Here is a 22,343-nt window from a genome sequence, read left to right as displayed (position 1 = left end):
CTTATAAAAAATTTGATAAGGCAATACTCAAGCTAAAAACAGGCTACTTATGACAGCATTAAATACTCAGCACTATGAATCACAGCATTCTTGCTCACATACCAACGCTTTAGGGACATCAAAATTTCGTCTAAAAAAGCTAACTGATGCATTACTGGTATCTACTGTACTGGCAGGCCTCAGTTTAACCGCGCAGGCTGCAGATAAAACTGTGGGCTCAGCAACTACTGCCCAATCTACTGAAAGCGTAGAGGCAGCCAATGCTCAGGCAGCAATCTCTGCGAGTGAAAGCAGTAACGGTATTATTGCTTTGGTAAATGATACCCCTATTTTAAAAAGCGAGTTGGCCGCAGCCATAGCCGCAGCTCAAACACGTATTAAAGCCAGTGGTCAGCCTGCCCCTAGCCCTCAGCGCTTACAAAATGAGGTTCTAAACAGTCTGATTTTACGTGAATTACAATTAGATATGGTGCAAAGAGCAGGCATCAGACCCAGCCCTGATGCGGTCAATGAAAGCTTAGCCCGTCTAGCTCAAGCCCAAGGTTTAAAGTCTTTAACTGAGCTACAGCAAGCTCTAGATGCCAGACAGCCAGGACGCTATGCCGCGGTACGCGCTCAAGTTATCGAGGAAGAATCTTTGAAAGCACTGCAACAAAGCCAAGTTGCCAGTCGAGTCCGGATTACTGAACAAGACGTTGACGCGTTTTTGGCTTCTCCTGAAGCCCAAAAGCTACAAAGCACTGAATACCGCACCATCCATATTCGCATCCCTTTTAGTGATGACTACAACCGGATTACCGAAAGCGAAAAGAATGCTGCGATGCAAATTGCTCAACAAACTCAAGAGCTCCTTAAAACCAGTAATGATGCCCAAGCTATTTTAAATCAGCTAACTACAGGCATTGCTAAAAACTATGTGGCTCCTGTTCAAGGCGGTGATATGGGCTACCACCCTGCTGCTGGTCTACCAACAGATATTGCTAAGCAAATCACGCCACTTGAAGTAGGACAAGTGACTGCACCGCAAATCACTCCTGAAGGTATCGATGTTGTGAAGCTGGTGGATAAGCGTAATAATGATAATATGATTATCCCGCAGTGGAAAGTTCGTCATATCTTAGTAAAAACAGATGAGCGTAACAGTGATGCTCTAGTAGAACAGCGCGTCAATGATTTGTATGAGCAACTTCGCCGTGATGCGGACTTTGCCTCACTTGCCGCTACCTATTCAGATGATCCAGGCTCTGCAGGTCGTGGTGGCGACTTAGACTGGGTAACAGAAGGTCAAATGGTGCCAGAGTTTGAAGAGATGATGAAACGCACCCCGGAAGGCGACTTCTCTACTCCATTTAAGTCACAGTTTGGCTGGCACATCCTAAAAGTTGAAGGTGTCCGTGAGAAAGATGTTAGTGATACTATTAAGCGCAATTTGGCCCGTGAAGCGCTGTTCCAACGCTTAGCACCCCAAGCTCAAGAAGACTGGTTACAAGAGCTTCGTGCCAATGCTTACGTAAAAATTATCAATTAATATAGTAATATGGCGTTAAACTGAATTAAGTTTCTACCATAAAAACATAAAAAAACACCCTATCTTTAGATAGGGTGTTTTTTTTGACTTCATAATTTTTAAGTTAATTGCTTTAGGTTAGTTGCAAGCAATGATGCTTAAATGCTTAACTAAACTATTAAAGGCCCAATACGGCTCTTGGGTCAATTGGTGTCCCATTTTCACGAACTTGGAACTGTAAGCCGACCATCGTCGTCTGACCAGTGCTACCCATAGTGGCAATTCTTTGCCCTGCCTGCACTTGATCCCCTTCATTGACTAAAAGCTGATTGTTATGGGCATAGACCGTGATGTATCTAGAATCATGTCTGACCATAATCAAGTTACCGTATTCAGGCAAACCATTACCTGCATACATGACAACACCTGCCTTACTGGCCAAGACCGGATCGCCAACACGACCACTAAACCACATGCCCATATCCCCTGAGCTGGCATTAAAGTTTTTGACGACCGGGTTACTGGTAGGATAAGCATAGCCTTTAGTGGTGGTTGCCGTTGGCGGAGTATAGCTTGGTGTGCTGACAGGTGGCGCGGTCTGTACTGGTGGCGTAGAAGGTCTGGTGTTAACAGGATTATTGGCCACAACATTGCCACCGCCTTCCCAAAGCTTCAGCCACTGTCCAGCATAAATAGTATAACGACTGTCTAAACGGTTTAAAGCGCCAATTTGACGATAATTAAGGCCATAACGAGCAGCAATATGACTTACTGTATCCCCTGATTGAACTTTATAGTAGTTGGGAACACCGCGAGCATCGACTTTTACCACAGGGCCTGTGGGTTGATAGGTAGGCTTGGTAGCACAGCCTGATAGCATCAAAGCCCCACCCAATACTGCAAACGCCAATCCTTTTACTTTAGTAGATGATTTACGTTTAAAGCTGGCAGTCAAATCAGTGGTCTCACTGTTGCCTGTCAAAAAAATGCTGGACATAAATGTCTCCCTATAAAAAACACAATAACGACAAATTTAAGAATTAGATAAATTGATGGTCCTTTTGGGTTTTAAGCCCCGATAAATTATTGAGATATTTCAGTATTTTGACCGTAGTCATTATTCCTTATACTCAGCCCATACTCATTAGTTAGACACAATTACCACTTATTATACCAATCAATTATTTACTCATAACTGAATATCCTAATCGCTCAGCAACTTATGTCAATATACACGCAACGGTTATAACGATTCTTTACATAGCATACAGGCTTGGTTAGGGTATCGACTTTGAAAGCTGTTAAAATAATACTTATAGACCTGCAATATTTACTAAACAAAGAGGGCTGCTATAAAATCAGGCCTACCTCTTATACCATGGGCTTATCCTGTTAATAAAAAGCTCATAACCTTACTTAATATGTTGATTTACTTTTTTATTGTTATAAATCACAATTGGTACACATCTGGGTAAACTAACAATGCCATAATACAATTAATAAATAGTAGTTAATTCAAGATGCTTAATAAAAAAAACTGACTATGCAGCTTGATATTATTAGATAATTAATACTACTGAATAAAATCAATGCTATTAAATAAAATCAACACTACTAAATAAAGAGCATACCTAACCTTTAAAACCTGTTTTTGATTTAAAAATCTATCTGATATCAGAGCACTGGTTGTCTTTAAGTTACTGGTTTAAGACATTTGCTCTTAATTAATAGTAATTCTTAGATATCTATAGATTACTTATCTCTAAGTATGATGATAATGACTATGAAAAAACTTATGACAAGCCTTTTAAATAATTCCGTATTAAGCAGCTCAGTGTGCGAGAGTGCCCGTAAGTTGGCTCTATCTGCCGTTATTGGGTCTGTGGCTCTGATAGGGTCAACCCTAGCACAAGCTGCGCAAACCACTATTCCTGTTGATTTGTCCCGTGCTACGGCCACAAAACATGAGATTGCAGTACTTCAAGTGTTATCTGAGGTGTGCCCTCCCATGTTGAATCGTCAGCAAAGACAAAACTTCCAAAAGACGTATAATCAGCAATTAAAGCAAATGTTGCCGTCTATTGAGAACCCAAAAGCAGCCATACGCTATTTGTCCACTCAGCAAGACTATAGGACTATATTATCTAGTATGCGCAACTGGACTTTAAGTTATTCTCGTGACGAGAACTTAGCCTTATGTACTGACCTAGCAAGTGCTGATTTTTAAGCCTTTTTTAGGGTTAAAAACTAACTCAGCCATTAGCATAAGAGCTTTTTAGTGTAAGTACAGAGTATTAAGTAATAAAAAATTGAAGCAATAAAAAAATAATAAATAGAGTCGACATCTTTGATTCGACTCTTTTTTTTGTCTAATACATTCCCTATTTACCCTGATTTATTATACAAAACAAGATTTGAAAGTTAACTTACTCAATTTAGCGCCTATTTACTCAATTATTTGTTTAACCCATTTGTGCAATTTGTTAATATACTGTCTCGTTTGGCCCCACTGTCAATAGTTTCTATTTATAGTTAAGGATAGACCTAACGCTTTTTAACTTCTATTATGTAGTACTTGTAACATAGTAAACCTTTACCTTCCATTTAGATTCATTCAGATGTTATCGCAACTTATAATCTCTAAATAACTGCTTGACCGCATCCTTGGCTTAGCTTGTCGTTAAGTCATCAAAAAGGTTAATACCTTTAGGGATTTAAGCCTATGATTAAGTCTTGAATAAACTATGACCAAATATGGTGTCTTAGATATGACTGCTCCTGAAAACAAGCTATTACCTTCATTATTAGTGAAAACTAATACTGTAACCCCATTCTCTATTGTAAAATCTTTTGTATTAGGCTCAGGGCTTCTAGCTTTATCAGCTGCTGTTTCAGCGGCCCCTGTTCCGCCACCAGAGATGGATAACACCGCTTACATCTTGATGGATTATGATACCGGTGCGATTTTAGCTGAAAAAAATGCAGACCAGCCTCTACCTCCTGCATCTCTAACTAAGATGATGACCAGTCATATCATTGAAAAGAAATTGATGGCTGGTGAATTAAAAGAAGATGATCAAGTGCTGATGAGCGAAAACGCTTGGTGTCGTGGTGCAAGCAATCAATCTTGTATGTATGTGCCTGTAAATAAGACAGCCTCTGTAATCGATATGTTACGTGGCATTATCATTCAATCAGGTAATGACGCCTCAAAAGCTATGGCTGAACACATTGCCGGCAGTGAGCAAGCCTTCTCTCAGCTAATGAATGCTGAAGCCAAAGAGCTGGGCATGACCAATACCAACTTTGTTAACGCCACAGGTATGCCCGCTGAAGGTCATCACGCCTCTGCTCGTGACTTAGCGATCTTGTCTCGTGCTATTATCAAACAAGGCGGCGACTACTATAAGCTGTACTCTGAAAAAGAGTTCACTTACAATAACATCACTCAGGGCAACCGTAACGCTTTATTACGCACAGATAGTACGGTAGATGGTCTAAAAACCGGTCATACTGATGCTGCAGGCTACTGTCTAGCGGCTTCTAGCTTACGCAATGACATGCGTCTTATCTCAGTAATTATGGGCAGTAAGAGCATGCAGGACCGTGCCGACCAGTCTCGTGAATTATTAACTTGGGGCTTTGGTCACTTTGATACTAAAGTCGTTGCTCCAGCCAATCAGTTCGTAGACACAGTTCCGGTTTATTTTGGCAAAGAGGACTCGGTTAAAGCAGCCACAGGGGAAGCTTTAAAAGTATTAATTACCAAAACTCAATCAGACCAAGTGAGCACAGTGATTAATATTTCTGATAATATCCAAGCCCCAATTGCCAAAGGCCAAGAGATTGGTCGTATGATGGCCGTAATTGATGGTAAATCTGTGGCTTCAGTGCCTATTGTTGCTACTGAGGCGGTAGAAAAATCAGGTATCTTTAAACGCGCTTGGCAGCACATTGCTAAATTCTTTAGCAACTTATTCTAAGCCATAAAATAATATAGAGCTAAAGATCTTAGAGCTAAAAAAAGAGGGGCTGTCCTAGGACAGCCCCTCTTTTTATTAAATTGTGTTTACTAAATTCGCAACTAACGCTTATGCGACCCTTTTTTGTACTTCATATCACGGCGTTTCTGACGGGCCTCTGACACTCCAGGTCTTTGCTTTTTGGAAGAAGTGGTTTTCTTTCCGGCATAAGGGTTGGTGTTGAGTTTAAATTCAACCCTTAATGGGGTTCCTTCTAACTTAAACACTTTACGGAATTCGTTTTCCAAATAGCGTTGATAGCTTTTTGGTAACGAACCGGTCTGATTACCATGAATCACAATAATCGGTGGGTTATGACCGCCTAAGTGAGCATAACGTAACTTGATGCGGCGTCCCCCTGACATAGGAGGCGGATTAGCTGCCACAGCATCTTCTAGAATTTGGGTCAAACGGCTAGTAGATACTTTGAACATTGAGGACTCATAAGCTTTATGAATCGAGGGATATAAGTTACCTACGTTGGTGCCATGTAGCGCCGAAATAAAATGCACTTTGACATAAGGAATAAAGCTAAAGCGGCGATCAAGCTCGAAGCGAATTAAGTCTTTTTGATCCTCTGATAGACCATCCCATTTATTAATCGCTACCACGATAGCGCGGCCAGCATCTAGCGCATAGCCTAGCATATGTAAATCTTGGTCAACAATACCTTCTTGCGCATCAATAACCGCAACGACCACATTAGAATCTTTAATCGCTTGCAAGGTTTTAATAACCGAGAACTTTTCTACTTTTTCATCGATACGGCCACGGCGACGGACACCTGCTGTGTCAATAAGGACATAGCTCTTGCCGTTACGCTCATAAGGGATATAAATACTGTCGCGTGTGGTGCCAGGCATGTCATATACCACAACCCTATCTTCGCCTAGCATACGGTTTACTAAGGTAGATTTACCCACATTAGGACGACCAATAATGGCAAGCTTTAAACCATCTTGCTGCTCTTCCTCGACATCCTCAGGCATATCTTCAGTAAGGTCATCTAATAAGTTGGCAATACCACGACCATGACTGGCGGTCATTGGATATGGCTCTCCCAAGCCTAGAGCATAGAACTCAGCGGGAGCGGCATCGTGTACCCCATCAATTTTATTGGCTACCAGATACACAGGCTTGCCTAGGGTGTGTAGCATTTTTCCGATTTCAGCATCTGCGCCAATCATACCGGCACGAGCATCCACCACGAATACAATAATATCAGCTTCATGGATGGCAGTATGCGATTGGGCAGACATATAGTCATCAATACCACCACGACCATCATCTGCTTCACCAATACCGCCAGTATCAATAACAACAAAGGATTTGTTGTTATAGGTAGCATCACCATACTGTCTGTCACGAGTCAGACCGGACAAATCAGCGACTAGTGCCTGACGCGTTTTGGTCATTTGGTTAAATATTGTCGATTTACCCACATTAGGGCGACCTATTAAGGCAACGACAGGTTTTATGGACATTTTTTATCTCACTTGGTTTTACAAGGTGTTAATAATTGAGAATGAAATCAAAGTACTTTATAGTCAATTAATTAAATGGGAGGTTGGATAACCACGGTTTTTAGCAATCTGTCACGGTCTAAGCTTAATAAAACTATTATTAATAGCAGCTTAGCCAATGAAATTAAAGTTGAGTTATTACAAGTTAATACTTAAAATAATTTCCAGTTTGTCAAAAAGATCAACCACTCTTTATCAAAGCCATGGGTTATATAAGGGCTTTAAAGAAAAATATCGACTGCTTTCTACGCTAAAGAATGCGGCTAAAATAATAGAGCGCACAGCTTATAGTAGTGCAGTTAGATTGCCCAGTTATGATAACATGGTTTTAACTCTCTTAATAATGAACCTATAGCAATTATGTCAAGACGATCTGCCCCTTTTGTCGCTCCAGAAGATATTATCCAAGATCCTTTATCGAAGGAGGGTAAGTCACTGGCCAAAGAGTTACTTTCTACTTTACAAGCAGACATTGCTGCTTTTCGAGCAGATCAATTCCCCCCAGATATCCTGCAACAAGTCAGAGATATGCCTATATATCAAGGTAATAGAGACGAGATAGCCGCTTATCATAGACGTTGGCAACCTTTAATTGATCGTGCCTTAAGCTTTTACCCAGCCGCTTATTTGCCGCCTGATAATCTGCCGTTACCTGCCAGCTTGGAAATACCGCAGTTTATTTATCATGTGCAGCGGCTACATTTGACCAAAACTCGAGCTAAAGAGTCTAAAAACTTTGGCTCCGTTGGGGCTTTAATCGACAAGTGTGGGGAGTTTACTGAAGCTGAGTGTTTGCGTCTAGAAAAAGTCTTTGCAAACGATGAAACCGCCCGTTTGGTAGCCCATAGAGAATTTATCGATCTTCGGGCTTATGTCTTTTGTAAAAATGACAAAGGCAAATTACTAGGCCCTGAACGTATTAGATTTTATCGTACCGGTCTAATTATTCATGCCCTACCTGATTTTAAGATTGTGGATAGCCGTCAAAAGCCACGCAAACGGCGCAATGATGCTTATAGCAATCCTTTGGCTGATAATGGGGTTTGGAAAGTATATAAAAAGCGATGATAGTCTTAGCTTGGTTATTAATTATTGGCCTAGTAGCTTAAGGCTCAGGTTACCTCCTAACTCCTTACAACATATTAATATATGAAAAATAGCACCACTAAAAAGGACCGCTAATGTTTGCAGCCTCCCTCGTTCAACCTAGCTTAATGCTTCAAGCCACTATATTCTTAGGGGCGGCATTATTATTAGTCCCACTGGGTAAACGACTTCACATCTCTACGGTTTTGGGTTACTTGATTACTGGGTTATTGCTTGGCCCAAGTGTCTTTGATGTGGCCGGCGATGCTGAAAGCTTGATGCATTTCTCTGAGTTCGGCGTGGTGATGCTACTTTTCGTTATTGGTCTTGAGCTTCAACCCTCGAGGCTATGGGCGCTACGCCATTCTATTTTTGTTTTTGGCGGTCTACAAGTTGGGGTTACCGGCCTGTTATTGATGGCCCTTATTTTTCAATTTACCCCGCTCCAACTAGATACTGCCTTTATTGTTGGCTTTGGTTTGGCGTTATCCTCTACCGCTTTTGTGCTGCAAGTGCTGACTGAAAAAGAGGAGCTGTCTAGCACTCATGGTCGTGAAGCCTTTACCATTTTACTATTTCAAGACATTGCAGTTATTCCACTGCTGGCGGCCATTCCCTTTTTATCAGGGGTCCGCGAACAGACTTATGACTTAATTTATTTTGGTAAAGTAGTGGCAGTATTTGGCGGATTATTCTTAGTTAGCCGCTATGTGGTACGCCCCTTCTTTAAATTTGTGGCCCTAAGTGGTGCCAATGAACTCATTACCGCTGTGGCTTTATTTATTGTGATGGGGGTGTCTATATTGATGGGCCAAATCGGTCTGTCTATGGCGCTTGGAGCATTCTTAACTGGGGTATTATTGGCCGACTCAGAGTATCGCCATGAGCTTGAAGCCAGTATTGAGCCTTTCAAAGGCCTGCTTTTAGGTCTGTTCTTTATGTCAGTGGGTATGTTAACTGACGTTAAGCTTATCTTGGCACATCCGGCCTTTATTATTGGCGCGGCCATTGTGTTAATGATTATCAAATTTGGGGTAGTCACTGTTATTGCTCGCCTGCTAGGCAACCGCTTACCAACCAGTATTCGTCTGGGGGTGACCTTGGCGCAAGGGGGTGAGTTTGCTTTTGTGTTATTTAGCACTGCTGCCAACCAAAACGTACTGAGACCTGAGCATGCCAATCTGCTTACCCTAATTGTGACCATCTCTATGGCCCTAACCCCTATCGGGTTTATGCTGCTTGAGAAATTCGGTGAACCTAGGTTTGCAAAAAGACAGCCGGACCGAGAGTACGACAGTATTCCTGACCATGAACACCCGGTTATTATTGCAGGCTTTGGCCGTGTCGGTCAGATTATTGGCCGAGTGCTACGTATGCATAATATCGAATTTACCGCCATTGAAAGCTCTGCCAACCAAGTCGATTTCGTGCGTAAATTTGGTAACCAAGTCTATTATGGTAACCCTCAAAACCCGCAGATATTAAGAACTGCAGGGATTGAGAAAGCCCGAATATTTATCATTGCTATTGATGATGTAGAGCGTTCGATTGCCACTGCACGCTATCTACATAACCACTATCCGCATCTAAAAGTCTTGGTGCGAGCTCGAAATCGAGCCCACTACTATCGTTTACGCGAAATAGGCATAACTCACATCTGGCGTGAAACTTACCTGTCATCCCTTGATATGTCGCGCGAGTCATTAGAACTACTGGGCATCTCCCCAGAAAAAGCACGGGAAACCATCACAGCCTTCCGTGATTACGATGATCAGCTATTAGAGCAGCAACAAGCCATCTACGAAGATGAGGCTAAGCTTATTGAGTCAGTACAGGCCTCAATGATGGAGCTTGAAAGTCTATTTGATTCCGATCACAGTGAGGGCAAAAAACTAGACTTAGAAGAGATTGAAACCGCGGTGGGGCTCTCTAAGAAGTCTTAGTTTAGATACTATTATCTGCTATTAACTCTTAGCTACTAGAACAAATGGGCGGCTTCTTCTTCTCATTTAATGAGGTAATGCACTGCCATCTTTCCTGCTTCTGCTCAGAAGGACGATACATAATGTAGTTTTGTCCATTTAAATTACGATTGGGGAAAGGAACATTTTTTATAGTAGCAATCAGCACACAGCTACTAGGCTTATTACCCAAAGCTGGAGTTTGCTCTACTACCTCAAAAACTAGATTCTCTCCCACCTCACTGGGCTTATAGTCAATAGGGCATTTGCCTTGAGACTGAAATTGCTGCTCAATCTCTCCGGTTGCTATGCGGGTTTGCATAAAAGTATCTTGAATTATGCCATGCTCCTTGGGCTGAGCATATAACGGTAAAAAGCGATTTTGAATGACAAACAATAAAAATATAAAAATAGAAAAAGCGAATCCAAGTCCTACCAGACTTGTACCCCCTTCTTTGTTTAAATGTGCTTTTTGCTGTTCCGGCTCTCTTGGATAATCAGCTAAGACATCGGCTATCTCACGCCTTGCCATCCGATAATAATAAGCATCGGCCCATCTGCCCACCATTACTGACCAAAACAACCAGATAACAGCGGCTATCACAATGCGGGTGAACATTTGATAGGCATCTGGTACAAAAGACATAAAAGCATATTCAAAAGCCACTAAGGCAATGACCACATTCAACTGAATAAAGGACCAGCCTGCCACAGTATAAACAATACAATCCAAATAGCGCTTACGATATAACAGCCAACCAAAAGTGGCAAAAAAAGCAGCCCAGTTCCACTTAGCCGATAAATAGCCTTGTGAATCAAATTCAGAAAAACGTTTTAAATAATAAGCTTGTGAGCGATTGCCAATAAACCACTTATCAAGCTGAGTACGTTTTTCATCAGTAATCTGCTCTTGATAAAATGGGGGTGGCGAAGTTTCTTCAATAAACAACATACCAGTTTAACCTTATATGACTCATCAGCGACCTAAGTCGAGACAAACTTTGACGGCTTGCACATCGTTTTATAGGTGGATTAACGTTATAATACGCCCATCTTACTTTATTTTTTAGCCTTAACGCTTTTTTTAATAGGCTTAATTCACCTCACAATACCTTCAACTTGATAACCTCAATAGTGGACGATTTTTTTAATATGAGCGCTGAGAATACTCCAAACACCCCTACCACAGATAGCTTACCAACTTCTGAAACTACTGATATGAAGGACAAGGCTATCGATCCTAAAGCAGAAGGTAGCGTTGACCAAAATAACGATCAAGCTGAATCTGAAGCCGCTGATACTGCGTTCCCACGCTTAATCAAAACCTTTATGAAGCGCCGTACCCACCTTAACAAAAATGCCGAGCAAGCGCTAACGGACCCTGTTTATGCCAAATACATCGTCAATACTATGGACGATAGAGGCCAGGGCATTATCGATGACATCACAGATTTGCGCGCCTTATTTGCAGATACTAAGCAGACGCCCAATGGCCCTGATGCCCCGTTAACCTTTGAGATTGGTTTTGGTATGGGAAGCTCTTTGATTGAGATGGCCAAAGCCGATCCTAGTCGCAACTTCGTAGGCATTGAAGTGCATGAGCCGGGTATAGGCAAGTGCGCCTTTATGGCCAACGAAGAGGGTCTGACCAACCTAAAGATTATCAATGGGGATGCCATTGCTTTAATGCAGCAACTGCCTGAGAACCATATTGACCGTATCCAACTGTACTTCCCTGACCCTTGGCAAAAAAAGCGTCATTATAAGCGCCGTTTTGTCAGCCCAAAACGTATGGAAATTGTGACCCGCGTTATCAAAAATGGGGGCTGGTTCCATGCAGCGACAGATTGGGAACATTATGCATTTTGGATGCTTGATGTGCTAGATAATTTTGAAGGCTTAACCAATACCGCAGGCCAAGGAAATTTTACACCACGTCCAGACTTCCGCCCTATGACTAAATTTGAAAAAAGAGGTATCGATCGCGGCCACGGAGTTTGGGATTTAATTTATAGCAAAGACTAGCCGTTATAAACCTAGCCTCATCCTGGCTGTTAGTGGTTGGTTTATCTGTATTAGTTTATCTTGACTTATTGTGGCCTACTTAGATTTCAAAGCCAGTAGCTGATGGTCAACATAAAACTTACCATGTGGAACATTTGACAATTAATCCAAAAAAGAGCCTTTATTATTGAGTGCTTTATGATTTTTGGCTTGATTTGCCTTAAATTTGTCACTAATAACGGCTCTTTCCTCATGTTCTTCTAAATCCACTACTCTTGCCAAACGCATGACTAGCAAGGGGATTAAGAGTTTTCCCCACAAGCTGTGGATAACTCTGTGGATAACCCCATACTTGACAAGTTATACCCTAGACAGCATACGGCTTTGAATAAAATTGCTCATTTTTTGTACAATTATTTTTATTAATAAAATCAATAACTTAAATAGCTACTGCTTAAAATTAATAGCTACTATAAAAAATTTATCAGTGATTGTGGTATTGCTTCAAATGTTTCACAGCTTGACTCAAGAGTCTCAAATTAGCTGTGGATAAGTTTGAAAATCAAGCCCCAAAAGGTTGACATTTTAGCTTTAGCAGTTCTATTAATTAAACCAAAAGGTTTTTTCTTTTATGAAGTTACGCATTTTAAGTGTGGGCAGTAAGATGCCTAAGTGGATCGATAGCGGATTTGATGAGTATCACAAACGCATTCAGCCCATGCTCACTACTGAAATTATCGACTTGGCCGCGGCTAAACGTGCCAAAAACCCGTCAGATGCCAATTTGGCACAATATCGTGAGCAAGAAGGCAAAGCTATTTTGACTACCCATCAGAGTAACTCCCGTGAAAAGCTTTGGGTTCTCGATGTTAAAGGTAAGATGCTATCCACCGAGCAGCTGGCTGATAAGCTTAGTGAAGCGATGCAAATTGGTGATGATGTGGCGCTGGTCATTGGCGGTGCAGATGGCGTATCGCCTGAAGTACTGGCAGCAGCTGACTTTAAATGGTCATTATCGCCTCTTACTCTGCCTCATCCCCTAGTGCGTGTGGTATTGATGGAGCAGTTATATCGAGCGATGAGTATTAACAATAACCACCCTTATCATCGTGGTAATTAAGATTGAGGGGTGTAATTAGGATAGAAGGGATAGCAAAATGCCTGCCGTGGTAGTAGCTGTGAGGGTTGCTGGGTAGTCTAGCTATTTCGCTGTTGCTGTTTGTTATGAGCTCGAGAGCGTAAACCTCTTAAAAATACTCCGCTTTAAAAAATGGTGCCTAGCCCCCATAATTAACTTATGAAATATCCAAAGAATACCCACAGTTCAACCTTTAGCGTACCGGTTTCAGTGACTCCGCTCACTAGCTTTGAGCCGGTGACGACTCCGACTCGCAAGCAAAAAGTTCGCTCTATGCAAGCGCTGGCCACATTGCCGGCGCTATTTGTTTCTCATGGGGCGCCCACTTTTGCGCTTGAAAAAAATGCCACTACCAATGCTTTGGCACGTACTGGGCAAAATCTACCTAAGCCCAAAGCCATTGTGATTATGTCGGCACACTGGGTGACTCAAACCTTAGAAATTGCCAGTAACCCTACACCACAAACTTGGCATGATTTTTCAGGCTTTAGTCAAAAGCTCAATAGCATTGAATATCCCGCTTTGGGTCATCCACAGCTGGCAGAATCGCTGTCCGATCAACTTAATAAGATGGGGGTAATTAATAGTCTTAACCCACTTCGCCCTTTAGATCATGGCGTTTGGGCACCGTTAATTCATTTATACCCTGAAGCAGATGTGCCCATTGTTCAATTGTCATTGCCTAAACACTTTGATGCTTATGCTTGTTATCAGCTGGGCAGCTTATTCTCCCAGCTACGCCGTGAGCAAATACTGGTTATGGGCTCAGGCGGTATTACCCATAACTTAGCAGCCTTAAATTGGAACGCTGACAGTGAAGAACCTACTGCCAAAGCTTTTAAAACCTGGCTATTACATCAGCTAAAAACGGACATTCCAGCTGCATTAGACTGGCAACAGTTCTCTGAGGTAGAGCAGGTTCACCCAAGCTCTGAGCATTTATTACCGCTGTTTTTTGCGCTAGGCTGCGGTCAGCGGGTTTCAGTAATTCATGAAAGCATGGCCCATCACAGCTTAGGCATGGATGTGTACCGCTTTGATTAGTCTTCAACAGACCATCCATATCCCCACAGCCACGTCATTTTTGTTAAAATAGACGGTTTTTTACTGCCCTTTTTGATTTTTTTAATAATCGCCTTTTTCTGATTTTTATAAGCCTTTAGGATTTGTTATGACTGATGCTTTAACTTCACCCACTCCTTCAACCACTCACACTGCGTCAGACTCCTCTAATGAAAACGCCGTAGTATTACTCTCAGGCGGGCTAGACTCTGTTACCTGTTTATATTGGGCAAAAGACCGCTATGCCAAAGTCACGGCCGTTAGCTTTAATTATGGTCAACGTCATAATAGTGAGCTGGTCGCGGCTAAAAACATCGCTAATCAAGCTGGCGTTGATCACAAGATCATCGATATTGATATTGCACAGTTAGGTGGCTCCTCGTTAACTGACCATGATATGACTATCCCAGATGGCGATGCGGACAAATTTCCGACCCATACCGATAATATAGATAATGATGCTATTCCCAACACTTATGTGCCAGCGCGTAATACCATCTTTTTATCCTATGCGTTAGCTGTGGCGGAAGTAACTGAAGCCAACCATATAGTGATTGGAGTCAGCTCAGTGGATTACTCAGGTTATCCTGACTGCCGTCCTGAATATATTAATGCCTTTGAAGTTATGGCCAATCTGGCCACCAAGGCTGGAGTAACTGGGCATAAGCTGCATATCCAAACTCCCCTACAGCAATTAAGTAAGGCTCAAACCATCCAATTGGGCAACTCGCTTGGCGTAGATTATTCTCAAACCATCTCTTGCTACAAGGCTGACAGTGAAGGCCGAGCTTGTGGTATCTGTGACAGCTGCACCTTGCGTAAAAGAGGCTTTAGTGATGCGGGATTAGCCGACCCTACTCGTTATTCGGAAAACTAGGATTCGCTTTGATTTTACAGCTTATTTTTCTGCGGTTTGTAACTGAATAGCAACAATAAATTGCAACTAAATAGCAAAATTTATTACTAATCTGTTTATTAGCTTGATAAGGTATGCGATTAGATTAACTAAGCCAATCGCTAAGTTAAATGCTCTAGGTTATTTTCAACCCGTACATTTTAACCAGTGCTCATACATTTTAATCAATGATAAGCCACTGGTTAACTGTAAATATAATATCGTAAGCCTCTAAAGGATTGTTGTTCATGAACTTTATTTCGAAAAGCTTTTTATGTAATAAATTATTGCCACTTGTTGCCTTAGGCACATCTGCCATTATGATGGCAACTCCTGCTCAAGCGCTGGATATCAAACAAGATCAGGTTAATAACTGTGTGGCCACTGCCGTTAAACTTAAAGTGGCCGATAATGCTACTGCTAAGAAATTTTGTGGCTGTACTGTAAACGTTCGCAGTAAAATGACGTTAGGTCAAATGTGGGAAATTGAAAGCTATGCCCAAAGTGGTAAAGACCCTTCAACCTTACCTTATGCCAAAACTATGCAAAAAGATTTACAGCAATGTGGTAACGGTCTAAAACTTAATCCTCCACAAAAACCTAAAGCATAATTTACTTGTATGATGCTTGAAGTGCGATGCTTTAAGTTATGCTGTTAATGATCTGATTAGATTAGGCTGGCGATTGTCAGCCTTTTTTATTGTCCTCAATTTTTTATAACTTTTATCACTCAAGTGTTATTTGATGCTTACACGCTACGCTTTGAGTCATTGCTCATTCTTAGGTAAACTGTTATAAAAAGAATAACAGCCCTCTAGGTTGATAAGCTATTTTAAATAAAAAAGGAAAACAACATGGCAAAACCCACTGATGAAATTATTGCCCTACCTGACTTCCCAATGCCTATCGTACAAAAGATAGACGATGAAATGGTGGAAAGTGAAATAGTGCTTGACCAGTTTGTTGAAAATATGGACAAGGGCTTAATTCTTTATTTCTATCCTCGCGACAATACTCCCGGCTGTACCACTCAAGCAGTCGACTTTACCGAAAAACTGTCTGAATTTGATGCTCTAGGCTACAACATTATCGGCGTGTCTAGAGACAGTATCGAGTCGCATAAGAAATTTATTGAAAACAAACAGCTGCAAATACCTTTAATTAGCGATGCCGATGAGAAACTTTGCCAACACTTTGACGTGATTAAAGAAAAAAATATGTATGGCAAAAAAACAATGGGCTTAGTACGCTCTACTTTTGTATTTGATAAAGATGGCAAGCTAACCCATGCTCAGCGTAATTTAAGAGCCAAAGACTATGCAGATAGATTGCTTAAAACATTAGCAGAAGTTCAGTCTATCTAGAGTTAACAAGTCACTCTGATATTTCTCCTAGCAGCATCGACAATTAAAAATATTAACTAGACTCATTTTTTAGGAAAAACTCAATGACAAAACCCCAATCCTCGTCTGAAAAATCTATTCGTCACGTTGATGCCGCTGTCATCGGTGCTGGGACTGCCGGTCATAACGCTTATCGTCAAATCAGTAAAGCCACAGACAATGTGGTTATCATCAACGAAGGTATCTGGTCTACTACTTGTACCACCATGGGCTGTATGCCGAGTAAATTATTAGTTGCAGCCGCCGACCGTGCCTATCATGCCAACCATTCTGATGAATTTGGGGTAGAAGGTAACGCCACCATTAATGGTAAGCAAGTAATGAAACGGGTACAGGATGAGCGAGATCGTTTTGCTAGTTTCGCCCTAAAAAATGTAGATAGCTGGGACGATAATAATAAAATACATGGTCGCGCTGTTTTTTCAGAATCTGGATTAATCGAAGCCCATACTGCAGAGGGAGATATCGAGTACATTCAAGCCGATCATGTGATTATTGCCACTGGATCAAAACCTTTTGTGCCTGAAGGTTGGAAGTTAGCATTAGGCGATGCTCTGATTACTTCTGATACTATTTTTGAGTTGCCGGACTTACCTAAATCTATGGCGGTAGTCGGTGCAGGGGCTATCGGACTTGAATTGGCTCAAGCCATGAGTCGACTGGGTGTTGAGGTTGCTATCTTCAACCGTGCTGAAAATGTGGGGGGCTTAAAAGATGAAGCCATCAATCAAAAAGCTATTGCCTGTTTTTCAAGTGAGCTAGATTTACGTCTAAATACCAAAATTGATAAGGTGTCTCGAGAAGAGTTTGATAGCAAAAGCCAAGCAGTTATCCATTATACTGACGCTGAAGGTAATTCACAGACTTGGCGTGGTGAGAAAGTACTGGCAGCTACCGGACGCCGCAACTCGTTACATACTCTAGGGCTTGAGCATGTGGGTGTGCAGTTAGATGATAAAAATCGTCCCTTAAAGCTGGACAAAATAACCGGAAAAATTGAAGGTACCAATGTCTATATTGTTGGGGATGCCAATGCCTATATGCCGTTACTACATGTTTCCAGTAATGAAGGTTATTTATCTGGTAAAGAGGTGGCTTTAAAGATAGCAGGTCTGGCTGATCAAATCAGTATGAGCGACGCTATTGCCAAAGATCCAGACTGCTCTGATGAAAGTGACATTCTGAACGACATGTCGCCTGATAAGTCGCAAACGGCCACCACTTCTATGTCAATAATATTCAGTGAGCCACAAATTATGAATGTGGGTCAGTCTTTATCAGACATTAAAGAAGAAGGACGCCCCTACGTCATTGGCGAGGTGAGTTTTGACAATCAAGGGCGTAGCCGTGTAATGGGCATCAACTGTGGCCTATTACGCATTTATGCTTGCCCGAAATCTGGGTTGGTATTAGGAGCCAGCATGGTAGGCCCAGATGCCGAGTATATTGCACACATCTTAGCCACAGCCATTACCAATGAAGTAGATATCGACGGCTTATTGGCCAGCCCCTTCTACCATCCGACCATTCTTGAGGGGCTGCGTACTGCCCTACGTGATACCATAGGCAAGATCAATACCTATAAGTCGTAAATTATTTTTCCTATCATAAAAAAACCCTGCCATCACGCTGCAGGGTTTTTTTATAATAAGTAGCTTGCTTAGAAACTAATTTACAGTAAACAAGGCAGCTATAAATAAGGCGGGCTCAACTTTAGCTAATTTTGTTGTATATTAAGACTATTGACGCAGTTAAAACTAATTCCCTTAGGCAATGACCCATTATAGGACGACCAATGGCAAGAGAGACTGGCTCAAAAATTAGCGCATTTTTTCAAGATATTTTGCACGATTTATACTCGAGCTTATATCTTGCGATTGGCGGTGATTTAGAAGAAGAGAGTCGAGACTGGGCTTCTCGCGGCGTGGAACTTGCCAGCACCACCATAAAAATTATTATCCTATTGATGATTGTCGGGTTCTTCTATTGGCTACTTACCTATGTTACTAAGCGTTATCAAGAGCAATTAAAGCTATCAGACAGACGCTTAGGTATCATTCGCTCCGTACTACGTTACATATGGGTAGTCAGCTGTGTACTGGCGATAATGAGTCAGATCAATGTTGAGCCTAGCACCGTATCTGCAACTGCTAAAGCCAGTATATGGGCCGGTATTTATTACGTTCTATGGACCTCATCTGAACAGGTGATCAGCCGAGTTTTAAAGCATTATGGACTCAATGCCTCGATAGAGCAGCTGTTAAAAAACGTATTTTCAGTATTAATTATAGTGCTGGGGCTGGCCAGCGTTATGGCTCAGTTTGGCTTCGATATCGTCTCATTAGTAGCCGGTCTGGGTATTTTAGGTTTGGCAGTGGGTTTTGCCGCACAGTCCACCATTGCTAACTTTATCTCTGGCATTACCATTTTGCTAGAGCAGTCCTTTAAGGTGGGCGACTGGATTAGTATTGGCGAGAATGAAGGCCGGGTTATTCTCATCTCGTTACGCACTACCCGTATCTTAACCCGGGACAACATCACGGTCATTATTCCTAATGCTACCGTCGCCTCATCAGAGGTCATCAACCTAACTTCAAAAAACTTTATCCGCTTCGATATCAAAGCGCGTATTGCTCTAGAAGCTGATATTGAGCAAGCCAGAAAAGTTATTATGCAGGTGCTTGATGATACTGAGAATATTCTAAAGCGTCCCGAGCCTTTAGCCACTGTTGACCATATCAGTGACTTTGGAACCGTATTTATTATTCGCTATTGGGTGAAACCTGCTGCTGTCGCGCGTATGCCTATTCTCAAAGAAACTCTACAAGAAAGAATTAAAGCAGGCTTTGAAAAAGAGGGCATTAATATTCCCTACCCTCACATGAAGCTGGTCATGCCTGTGGATACAAAAGCTGCTGATATTAAGGCCCAGTTACAACCCTTGTCGCCGTCTTCTGAAAATAATCAGCCAGAGGCTAATAAATAATCTATAGCCACCAACGAATTTTTTGAACAGTAGCCGATAAATGGCTCAAAATTTCGCTTATTTGTAGGCCCTGGTTATCTCCTGGTAGATGAGTGTGGTAAAATCACTAGTAATAAAGCAACACTCCCACCTATTGGCTTATTTAGCAGCCTACTTATCACTATCAACCATCTTTTTTATAACACAGTTAACACTCAATACTTGCATTAGTCAGCCTCTGCTATTTAGCTTAGCTGCCCGAAGATTGAATTAGTAAATTTGAATAAATAAATATAACGTAAAGGCCAACTATGTCCACCCCCACAACAGAAAATATCTCTAACAGCAACGACCTAAACACCCAACCTACAGGCTCAAATAAACGCTATGACATCCTCGTTACCTGCGCCGATGGCTTAGAAGCGCCACTGAAAGCTGAACTGGCCAGCATGGAGATTGACTGTGAATTAAAAGGCACAGGCCGTATTGCTGTCAACGCCACTTTAGAACAGATTTATAAAATTTGCCTGTGGTCACGGGTGGCCTCACGCGTCTTACTGCCCATTAAAAAACGTAATATCAATAAAGATTATGATGTGGCTGAGCAGTTAAATGGCCTGGCCAGTACCGTAGATTGGACTGAGTGGTTTGGCTTAGACAATACTTTCGCCATTCGAATGAGTGTCGATAAAAGAGTTCAAGTTAGTCAACAGTTTGCCATGCTACGTATTAAAGATGCCATCGCCGATACCTTTAGCGAAAAATTAGATGCCCGTCCTGATGTCGACAGTAGTAACCCAGATTTTCCTATTTATGCCACTGTTAATGAAAAACAGGCTGAGATCTTTTTAGACTTATCAGGAACCAGTTTGCACCGTCGCGGCTACCGTGTGGCCATGACCGATGCGCCACTGAAAGAAAACTTAGCCGCTGGCCTGCTATATACCGTCGGTTGGCATAAAAAGAAAAACAGCTACAGCGCCCTAATTGACCCTATGTGTGGTTCAGGTACCTTTATTATCGAAGCCCTATTGATGCATTGTGATTATGCGGTCGGTATTGATAAAGCTGAGTCACAATTTGGTTTTTATAACTGGCAAGAGCATGATAGCGAGCTATGGCAGCAATGTGTGGTGGATGCCCAAGAGCGCTTTCATAATGGGTTAGAAAAAGCCGCAGCCGGTAAACTGCCCACTATTATGGGCTTTGATGCCGATGCAGGCGCCATTAAAGCAGTACATAAAAACTTAATCGCTGCCGGTCTGATCGAGCTAATTCCGCATTTAACTTTAGAACAGCGTCCCCTGTCTCAATTGAAGATTGCTTTGGCCAAGCCCCTATTAGATCGAAAACTTAAACGCCCTCTTATTATCACCAACCCCCCGTATGGTGAGCGTCTAGGTGATAGCGACTTTATCAAACCTTTATATCAAGGGCTAGGGCTGACATTACAAGATATATTTGCTAAACAAAAATACCAGCCCATGCTAGGGCTATTGGCTGCCCATGTTGAGCAAGCCGATGTGTTACCTCTGGAGGAGCCACAAACCCTACGTTGCCATAACGGTGCCATCACTGTCTATTTCAGGTATGGTCAGTTGCTACGTAAAGAAGGGGAAAGCTTAATCGATCGCTTTGAGCGCCAAAAGATTGAAGTCGAGGAAGCACAAGACTTTGTTAATCGCCTACAAAAAAACGTGGCCCATCTAAAAAAACTGGCTACCAAAGAAGACGTGACCAACTTACGTGTTTATGATGCCGATTTGCCTGATTATAAAGTAGCTATCGATGTGTATGGCGACTACGTGCATGTACAAGAGTGGGCACCACCAAAGACCATTCCACCAGAGACCGCTCGCAAGCGCTTTAACTTAGCGTTAATGGGTATTCGTGAAGTGTTTGGTATTAACCGTGAACAAATCTTTATCAAAACCCGTGCGCGTCAGGTCGGCAATACTCAGTACGGCAACCCAGAAAGCCCCTCTAAAGATACTAAAGCTAATAAAGAGGCTCCGGAACCAAAAAAAGACAACCGCAATCGCTACAAAGGTAACAAGTTCCAGCAGGCGCGTGAAGAAGCCAAACGTCAGGAAGCGCAGCGTCTAGCGCAGAAAAAACGTAAGATGCATGTGGTACAAGAGGACGGTGCTTATTTCTATGTCAACTTTACCGATTATTTAGACACTGGTCTATTTATTGACCACCGTAATATGCGCAGCATGATTCGCTCGGCCAGTCGTGGTGCCGATGTGTTGAACCTGTTCGCCTATACTTGTACTGCCAGTGTGCACGCTGCATTGGGCGGTGCAAAATCGGTGACCAGTGTCGACTTATCTCAGAACTACTTAGATTGGGGCAAACAAAACTTTGCGCTAAACGGCCTAGATGTGACTACCAGCCGCTATCAGTTTATTGCCTCGGATATCTTTGATTGGATTAAAGACAATACCGATCAGTTTGACGTTATCTTTATTGATCCGCCTACTTTCTCAAACTCTAAGAAATTCCAAGGGACTTTTGATGTCCAGCGAGATCACACGGCTCTTATTAACCGAGCGATGAACCGTTTGGCCAATGGTGGCGTGATTTACTTCTCTAACAACTTTACTAGGTTTGAGTTGGATGAAGAGCTGTATGAGCGCTATGATGTTGTTGAGATTACCAATGAAACCATTGGCTTTGACTTCAATCCGAAAAAGCCGATTCACCAAAGCTTTGAGATTCGTCATAAGCTTTAAGCAGTTATTTGTTCTAATATTTGTCTCGTCCTGAAATAC

The 22,343-nt window shown here is 42.0% G+C and carries 17 protein-coding genes; 14 read left to right on the top strand and 3 right to left on the bottom strand.

The window, feature by feature from the left end:
* Positions 1-49: 49 nt before the first annotated feature.
* The gene (locus tag B3S92_RS10540; protein ID WP_296205825.1) at positions 50-1,528 is read left to right on the top strand and encodes a peptidylprolyl isomerase; all 1,479 of its coding nucleotides are present in this window, start codon (positions 50-52) and stop codon (positions 1,526-1,528) included.
* 157 nt (positions 1,529-1,685) lie between these two features.
* Here the strand turns inward: B3S92_RS10540 and B3S92_RS10535 are convergent, their stop codons facing one another.
* Positions 1,686-2,504: a peptidoglycan DD-metalloendopeptidase family protein gene (locus B3S92_RS10535; RefSeq protein WP_296205822.1), complete on the bottom strand. Its 819-nt coding sequence runs from the start codon at positions 2,502-2,504 to the stop codon at positions 1,686-1,688.
* Between the two features lie 798 nt (positions 2,505-3,302).
* Here B3S92_RS10535 and B3S92_RS10530 point away from each other — a divergent pair.
* Together B3S92_RS10530 and B3S92_RS10525 are read left to right on the top strand one after the other, a co-directional pair.
* Positions 3,303-3,734, top strand: a complete 432-nt coding sequence (locus tag B3S92_RS10530) for an MCR_0457 family protein (protein WP_296205820.1) — start codon at positions 3,303-3,305, stop codon at positions 3,732-3,734.
* A gap of 541 nt (positions 3,735-4,275) precedes the next feature.
* A complete protein-coding gene (locus tag B3S92_RS10525; RefSeq protein ID WP_296205817.1) occupies positions 4,276-5,490 on the top strand; it encodes a D-alanyl-D-alanine carboxypeptidase family protein in 1,215 nt (404 codons plus the stop codon).
* A 101-nt stretch (positions 5,491-5,591) separates the two neighbouring features.
* Here B3S92_RS10525 and der read toward each other — a convergent pair whose 3' ends face one another.
* Positions 5,592-7,013 (bottom strand): ribosome biogenesis GTPase Der, encoded by a 1,422-nt coding sequence (gene der / locus B3S92_RS10520; protein ID WP_296205816.1) that lies wholly within the window; start codon positions 7,011-7,013, stop codon positions 5,592-5,594.
* Positions 7,014-7,412: 399 nt separating this feature from the next.
* On the opposite strand from der, the gene B3S92_RS10515 reads away from it, so the two are divergent.
* Both B3S92_RS10515 and B3S92_RS10510 read left to right on the top strand, forming a co-directional pair.
* Positions 7,413-8,120: a hypothetical protein gene (locus B3S92_RS10515; RefSeq protein WP_296205813.1), complete on the top strand. Its 708-nt coding sequence runs from the start codon at positions 7,413-7,415 to the stop codon at positions 8,118-8,120.
* A gap of 113 nt (positions 8,121-8,233) precedes the next feature.
* Positions 8,234-10,081, top strand: coding sequence for a monovalent cation:proton antiporter-2 (CPA2) family protein (locus B3S92_RS10510; protein ID WP_296205812.1), 1,848 nt, complete (start codon positions 8,234-8,236; stop codon positions 10,079-10,081).
* 28 nt (positions 10,082-10,109) lie between these two features.
* Here B3S92_RS10510 and B3S92_RS10505 read toward each other — a convergent pair whose 3' ends face one another.
* On the bottom strand, positions 10,110-11,051 hold the full coding sequence (locus B3S92_RS10505) for a DUF2628 domain-containing protein (RefSeq protein WP_296205809.1): 942 nt from the start codon (positions 11,049-11,051) through the stop codon (positions 10,110-10,112).
* A 266-nt stretch (positions 11,052-11,317) separates the two neighbouring features.
* Between B3S92_RS10505 and trmB the strand changes: the two genes are divergently transcribed.
* From trmB to rlmKL, 9 genes are all read left to right on the top strand, one after another.
* Entirely contained in the window at positions 11,318-12,124 is an 807-nt protein-coding gene (gene trmB / locus B3S92_RS10500; protein WP_414707023.1) for a tRNA (guanosine(46)-N7)-methyltransferase TrmB, read from the top strand.
* A 610-nt stretch (positions 12,125-12,734) separates the two neighbouring features.
* Positions 12,735-13,223: a 23S rRNA (pseudouridine(1915)-N(3))-methyltransferase RlmH gene (rlmH, locus tag B3S92_RS10495; RefSeq protein WP_296205807.1), complete on the top strand. Its 489-nt coding sequence runs from the start codon at positions 12,735-12,737 to the stop codon at positions 13,221-13,223.
* Positions 13,224-13,514: 291 nt separating this feature from the next.
* Positions 13,515-14,285, top strand: coding sequence for a DODA-type extradiol aromatic ring-opening family dioxygenase (locus B3S92_RS10490; protein ID WP_296205852.1), 771 nt, complete (start codon positions 13,515-13,517; stop codon positions 14,283-14,285).
* Between the two features lie 127 nt (positions 14,286-14,412).
* Positions 14,413-15,180, top strand: coding sequence for a 7-cyano-7-deazaguanine synthase QueC (gene queC / locus B3S92_RS10485; protein ID WP_296205805.1), 768 nt, complete (start codon positions 14,413-14,415; stop codon positions 15,178-15,180).
* A gap of 266 nt (positions 15,181-15,446) precedes the next feature.
* Complete coding sequence (locus tag B3S92_RS10480) at positions 15,447-15,809, top strand: hypothetical protein (protein ID WP_296205804.1); 363 nt, start codon at positions 15,447-15,449, stop codon at positions 15,807-15,809.
* Positions 15,810-16,052: 243 nt separating this feature from the next.
* The gene (locus tag B3S92_RS10475; RefSeq protein WP_296205802.1) at positions 16,053-16,562 is read left to right on the top strand and encodes a peroxiredoxin; all 510 of its coding nucleotides are present in this window, start codon (positions 16,053-16,055) and stop codon (positions 16,560-16,562) included.
* Positions 16,563-16,645: 83 nt separating this feature from the next.
* Positions 16,646-18,193 carry a dihydrolipoyl dehydrogenase gene (locus B3S92_RS10470; protein WP_296205800.1) on the top strand — a complete coding sequence of 516 codons (1,548 nt, stop codon included), beginning with the start codon at positions 16,646-16,648 and terminating at the stop codon, positions 18,191-18,193.
* A gap of 203 nt (positions 18,194-18,396) precedes the next feature.
* Positions 18,397-19,587: a mechanosensitive ion channel family protein gene (locus B3S92_RS10465; protein WP_296205798.1), complete on the top strand. Its 1,191-nt coding sequence runs from the start codon at positions 18,397-18,399 to the stop codon at positions 19,585-19,587.
* Positions 19,588-19,877: 290 nt separating this feature from the next.
* The gene (rlmKL, locus tag B3S92_RS10460; protein ID WP_296205797.1) at positions 19,878-22,304 is read left to right on the top strand and encodes a bifunctional 23S rRNA (guanine(2069)-N(7))-methyltransferase RlmK/23S rRNA (guanine(2445)-N(2))-methyltransferase RlmL; all 2,427 of its coding nucleotides are present in this window, start codon (positions 19,878-19,880) and stop codon (positions 22,302-22,304) included.
* The last annotated feature ends 39 nt before the right edge of the window (positions 22,305-22,343 follow it).

Origin of the sequence: Psychrobacter sp. UBA3962, from assembly GCF_002385225.1 — a bacterium.
In the GTDB taxonomy this organism is placed as follows: domain Bacteria; phylum Pseudomonadota; class Gammaproteobacteria; order Pseudomonadales; family Moraxellaceae; genus Psychrobacter.
This window is presented reverse-complemented; position numbering and strand designations above follow the sequence as displayed.

What these genes read in the sequence shown, in the direction of transcription:
- B3S92_RS10540 (WP_296205825.1), top strand. Translation starts at nt 50, where the DNA reads ATGACAGCATTAAATACTCAGCACTATGAATCACAGCATTCTTGCTCA.
- B3S92_RS10535 (WP_296205822.1), bottom strand. Translation starts at nt 2,504, where the DNA reads ATGTCCAGCATTTTTTTGACAGGCAACAGTGAGACCACTGATTTGACT.
- B3S92_RS10530 (WP_296205820.1), top strand. Translation starts at nt 3,303, where the DNA reads ATGACAAGCCTTTTAAATAATTCCGTATTAAGCAGCTCAGTGTGCGAG.
- B3S92_RS10525 (WP_296205817.1), top strand. Translation starts at nt 4,276, where the DNA reads ATGACTGCTCCTGAAAACAAGCTATTACCTTCATTATTAGTGAAAACT.
- der (WP_296205816.1), bottom strand. Translation starts at nt 7,013, where the DNA reads ATGTCCATAAAACCTGTCGTTGCCTTAATAGGTCGCCCTAATGTGGGT.
- B3S92_RS10515 (WP_296205813.1), top strand. Translation starts at nt 7,413, where the DNA reads ATGTCAAGACGATCTGCCCCTTTTGTCGCTCCAGAAGATATTATCCAA.
- B3S92_RS10510 (WP_296205812.1), top strand. Translation starts at nt 8,234, where the DNA reads ATGTTTGCAGCCTCCCTCGTTCAACCTAGCTTAATGCTTCAAGCCACT.
- B3S92_RS10505 (WP_296205809.1), bottom strand. Translation starts at nt 11,051, where the DNA reads ATGTTGTTTATTGAAGAAACTTCGCCACCCCCATTTTATCAAGAGCAG.
- trmB (WP_414707023.1), top strand. Translation starts at nt 11,318, where the DNA reads ATGAAGGACAAGGCTATCGATCCTAAAGCAGAAGGTAGCGTTGACCAA.
- rlmH (WP_296205807.1), top strand. Translation starts at nt 12,735, where the DNA reads ATGAAGTTACGCATTTTAAGTGTGGGCAGTAAGATGCCTAAGTGGATC.
- B3S92_RS10490 (WP_296205852.1), top strand. Translation starts at nt 13,515, where the DNA reads ATGCAAGCGCTGGCCACATTGCCGGCGCTATTTGTTTCTCATGGGGCG.
- queC (WP_296205805.1), top strand. Translation starts at nt 14,413, where the DNA reads ATGACTGATGCTTTAACTTCACCCACTCCTTCAACCACTCACACTGCG.
- B3S92_RS10480 (WP_296205804.1), top strand. Translation starts at nt 15,447, where the DNA reads ATGAACTTTATTTCGAAAAGCTTTTTATGTAATAAATTATTGCCACTT.
- B3S92_RS10475 (WP_296205802.1), top strand. Translation starts at nt 16,053, where the DNA reads ATGGCAAAACCCACTGATGAAATTATTGCCCTACCTGACTTCCCAATG.
- B3S92_RS10470 (WP_296205800.1), top strand. Translation starts at nt 16,646, where the DNA reads ATGACAAAACCCCAATCCTCGTCTGAAAAATCTATTCGTCACGTTGAT.
- B3S92_RS10465 (WP_296205798.1), top strand. Translation starts at nt 18,397, where the DNA reads ATGGCAAGAGAGACTGGCTCAAAAATTAGCGCATTTTTTCAAGATATT.
- rlmKL (WP_296205797.1), top strand. Translation starts at nt 19,878, where the DNA reads ATGTCCACCCCCACAACAGAAAATATCTCTAACAGCAACGACCTAAAC.